We start from the raw sequence: 4,155 nt of genomic DNA, 5'->3' as shown, positions 1-4,155 counted from the left end.
GGGGCCGGCGGGCGTGGGGCTGCGCGTGTCGAGCGTCGTCATCAGATGTCCGTCCCGGCGCCGGAGCGGCTGCGCGACACGACGATCGCGGCCAGCGTGTTGACCACGAGGGTGGCGAGGAAGAGCACGAGGCCCGCGGTGAGCAGCGCCGAGAGCTGGGCGTCGGTCGCCTCGCCGAACCGGCCGGCGATGAGCGCGGAGACCGTGTTGGTCTCGATCTCCAGCGGCTGGAACTTCAGCTCGAACGACGGGGAGATGATGAGCAGCACGGCGATCGTCTCGCCCAGCGCCCGGCCGAGGCCGAGCATCGTGCCGCCGATGATGCCCCCCTTGCCGAACGGCAGGACCACCGAGCGCACCATGCCCCAGCGCGTCGAGCCCAGCGCGAGGGCGGCCTCGCGCTCCCCCATCGGTGCCTGGGAGAAGACCTCGCGCATGACGGCAGCGGCCATCGGCAGCACCATCATCGCGACCGCCAGCCCGGCGACGAAGGCTGAGGCGGTGTAGCGGGTCTGCTCCCAGACGGCGGCGTGCGGGTCGGTGTCCACCCGCAGGAAGGGCAGGACCCCGCCGAGGTAGGCGTGCAGGAACCGGGCGATCTGGCTCGCGTAGGGCTGGAGCAGGAAGAAGCCCCACAGGCCGTAGATGATGCTCGGCACGGCGGCCATGAGGTCGACCATCGAGATGAGGAAGCCCTTGAGCCGCAGCGGCGCGTACTCGCTGATGTAGAGCGAGGTCGCCAGCGCGAGCGGGAACGCCACCGACATCGCGACGAGCGCCACCGTCAGCGTGCCGACGAGCACCGAGGCGATGCCCAGCACGTCGGCCTCGGGCTGCCACTGCGTCTCGGTGAAGAACGACCAGCCGTAGCGCCGGAGCGTCGGCACGGCCTGGAGCGCGAGGAAGAAGCCGATCCCGCCCGTGATGGCGAGCACCGTCGCGCCGATGGCCCTGGCCCCGAGGACGAACACCCGGTCCCCGCCGGTCGCGGCGGTCGACAGGACGCGCGGGACGGGGGCCGAGGCCAGCGCCTGCTCGGCGTGCAGGACGGTCATCGCGCTGCCCGCTCCGCCCGGCGTGGCGCCTCGCGGCGGCGGAAGACGTGCACCGACGCGTCGACGGGCGCGGCCGCGGCCATCTCCGCGAAGCGCTGGGCCGCGGCATCGCAGCGCACGCGACGGTCCTGGTCGCCGTGCCCGAGCGCGACGACCTCGCCGGCGAGGCGCATGCTCCAGCGCCAGCGGTTCTCCGGCGTGGGCCGCACGACCACCGCGACGGAGCCGAGGGCTGCCACCGTGGCCGTGATGGCCGCCCTGGCCTCGACCGCCGAGGCGTGCGGCTCGGGGCACCGGGCGAGGAAGCGTCCGTTGGAGCTCATGAACCGCCACCAGTAGAGGTCCTCACCGGCGAACGTGTACAGCTGGAAGACGTACCGCACCGGCTGCATTCCCGTCCTGTCGGTCGCGGCGCCCCGGCGGGGCTCCCGGCGAGGACTCTTCGGGCACCGGGTGACACCGCGGGATGAACCGGGCAGCCTGGGGATGGCTCCCGGGTGAACGTGTGACGTCGCCGGGGCGACGGTCACCCGTTCGGGCCGGCGGCCACCCGTTGGGGCTGGTGGTCACCCGTTCGGGCTGGCGGTCACCCGTTGGGGCTGGTGGTCACCCGTTCGGGACGGCGGTGGGACCGGGCGTCGGGGTCGGTGCGGGTGTCGCGGTCGGCCCGGGCGACGGCGCCGCGGACGGCGACGGCTCGCCGGAGGGCACCGGCGTCGGGCTCGGGGTCCGGGTCAGCAGGCCGACGGTCGAGCCCACCAGCACCCGGCTGCCGACCTGCGGCTCCGTCGCGGCCACGAGCACCCCGCCGGGGTCGCCGACCGGCGCGGCGACCAGACCCGCCGCGGCCAGCGCAGCGGTCGCCGCTGCGACGTCGGCGCCGGCCACGTCGGGGACGAGCGTCAGCCCGGAGGCCAGGACCAGCGTCACGGCAGACCCCGGCGCCACGACGCCCCCGGGCGCCGGCTCGGTGCCCAGCACCACGTCCGAGGCGCCCGGCCCGTCCGCGAGGACCGTCCCGGCGAGCACCAGCCCCGCCGCCGTGAGCGCCTCGGTCGCGGCGACCCGCCCGAGCCCCACGACGTCCGGCACGACGACGTCCGGCACCCGGGCGGTCGGGGCCACGGCGGACGGCGAGGGCGACGAGGAGGCGGTCGGGGTGGCCGCGACGACGGCCTGCCCCGCGGCGGCGGCGTCGGGCGCCCAGGCCGGCTGCGCGACCACCGCGACCGCGGTGACGAGGGCCCCGGCGACCGCCAGCATCGCGGTCGCTGCGAACCGACCGGGCGGCCGGGTGGTCCGCTGTGCCCGGCGCGGACCCGGCGCCACCACGGCGAGCTCGAGCGTGCGTCCCGGTGCGGACGGCCCGAGCACGAGCGCGCCACGCGCCCGCGCCACGTCGAGGGACATGGCCGTCGCGCTCGGGTAGCGGTCAGCCGGCGCCTTGGCCAGGCACCGGGCCACGATCCGGTCCACGTCCGCCGGCAGCCCGCGCACGAGGCCGGACGGCACGGGCGGCGGCGCGGTGACCTGGGCCCGGAGCACGGCGTGCGGATCAGGCCCCTCGAACGGCGGCCGGCCCGTGACCAGCCAGAACAGCAGCGCCCCGGTCGAGTACAGGTCGGCGGCCGCGCCCACCTCGCCGGCCGTGGCCACCTCGGGCGAGGCGTAGCACGGGCTGACGCGCACCGTGCCGCCGCCCCGGGGGCCGCTCGGTCCGCCGGCGAGGTCGAGCAGCTGCGATCGCGTCAGGTCCGGACCGTCGGCCCCCCAGGGCACCATGACGTTGCCGGGCGACAGGTCGAGGTGCAGCACCCCGCGCACGTGGGCGTGGGTGAGACCCGCGAGGACCCCCGCGACGACCGCGAGGGCCTGCGCGGGCGCCAGCGGTCCCGAGGCCGCAACGACCTCGTCGAGCGTCGCTCCGTCGACGAGGTCCTCCGCCACCCAGACGAGGTCGCCGTCGCGCCCGGCGCCGAGCACGCGCACGACGTTGTCGTGGTCGAGGCCGGCCGCGGCCCGCGCCTCGGCGAGGAAGGCGGCGACGGCCTCCGGGCGGCGGGCGAGGTGCGGGTGGAGCAGCTTGATCGCGACCGGCGTACCCGCGACGACGTCCTGCGCGCGGAACACCGACGCCGAGCCGCCCGCACCCAGCAGGCCGCCGAGCTCGTAGCGCCCGTCCAGCAGGTCGGTGCTCATCCGGACCCCGCGGTGGCTGCCGCATAGCCGTTGGCGCGCGTCAGGACGTCCGCGACGTAGACGTCGGAGTGGTTGTAGGAGTGCACCGCCGCCTGCCACCCTGCGCCCGTGGCGAGGTCCCGGCCGCCGGCGCACAGGTAGCGCCCCGCCGCGAGCGCAGCGTCGTCGAGATCCTGCGGGTCGGTGGTGCCGTCACCGTCGCCGTCCGCGCCCCAGCGCAGCCACGTGGACGGGATGAACTGGAGGGGGCCGACGGCGTGGTCCCAGACCGGGTCGCCGTGCCACGCGGTCGACTCGGCCGTCGCGGTGATCGCGGCGACGCCGTCACCGTCCAGCGCCGGACCGACGATCGGCGGGCTGACGCGTCCGTCGGCGCCGAGCACCGATCCCCCATGGCTGCCGTGACCCGACTCGATCGCGCCGATCCCCGCCAGCGTGGTCCAGCCGAGGTGGCACGCGGGCGCCTCGACGCCGAGCACGAGGGCCGCGTCGGCGTAGGCGGCCGTGGCGACCAGCGGGATGTCGGTGGCCGCAGCGGTCGCGGCGACCCACACGGGGGCCGCACGCGCCGCCGCCGCCGGGGTGGCGGGCCCCGCCGTCGCCGCCGTCAGATCGACAGCGGCCGTCGAGACCTCGGCCGCAACGGCGGGGGCCGCGGACGGTGAGGTCGAGACCGCCGAGGCGGCGCCCGCCGGTACGGTCCACGGCCGCACCGTGCCGGGCTGCCCGGCAGCCCACGCCGTCAGGGCGAGTGCTGCGATCGACACGACGGCGACGGCGGCGCTCGCGGCCGTGCTCCTGGCGGTGCTCGGCGCGCGACGTCCGGTGCGGGTGCTGGTCATCGCGGGCAGCCTGGCCCGTGCGTGCTGCCGGCCGACCGACCGGGGGTGAACGGGGGACG

At 76.8% G+C, this 4,155-nt stretch carries 4 protein-coding genes; all 4 read right to left on the bottom strand.

The genetic code is table 11. From position 1 onward, the window contains the following. Positions 1-41 precede the first annotated feature (41 nt). Complete coding sequence (gene pstC / locus PKY62_RS04595; protein WP_324535323.1) at positions 42-1,055, bottom strand: phosphate ABC transporter permease subunit PstC; 1,014 nt, start codon at positions 1,053-1,055, stop codon at positions 42-44. Further along, complete coding sequence (locus PKY62_RS04590; protein WP_324535321.1) at positions 1,052-1,438, bottom strand: hypothetical protein; 387 nt, start codon at positions 1,436-1,438, stop codon at positions 1,052-1,054. The genes pstC and PKY62_RS04590 overlap by 4 nt, the downstream gene beginning before the upstream one ends. Positions 1,439-1,661: 223 nt before the next feature. Then, positions 1,662-3,254: a serine/threonine protein kinase gene (locus PKY62_RS04585; RefSeq protein WP_324535319.1), complete on the bottom strand. Its 1,593-nt coding sequence runs from the start codon at positions 3,252-3,254 to the stop codon at positions 1,662-1,664. Continuing rightward, entirely contained in the window at positions 3,251-4,096 is an 846-nt protein-coding gene (locus tag PKY62_RS04580) for a lytic transglycosylase domain-containing protein (protein WP_324535317.1), read from the bottom strand. The genes PKY62_RS04585 and PKY62_RS04580 overlap by 4 nt, the downstream gene beginning before the upstream one ends. Between the last annotated feature and the right edge of the window lie 59 nt (positions 4,097-4,155).

It is taken from the genome of Actinotalea sp. (assembly GCF_035443605.1).
Taxonomy (GTDB): Bacteria; Actinomycetota; Actinomycetes; order Actinomycetales; family Cellulomonadaceae; genus Actinotalea.
The sequence above is the reverse complement of the archived record's forward strand: the minus strand, read 5'-3'. Positions and strand labels throughout refer to the sequence as shown.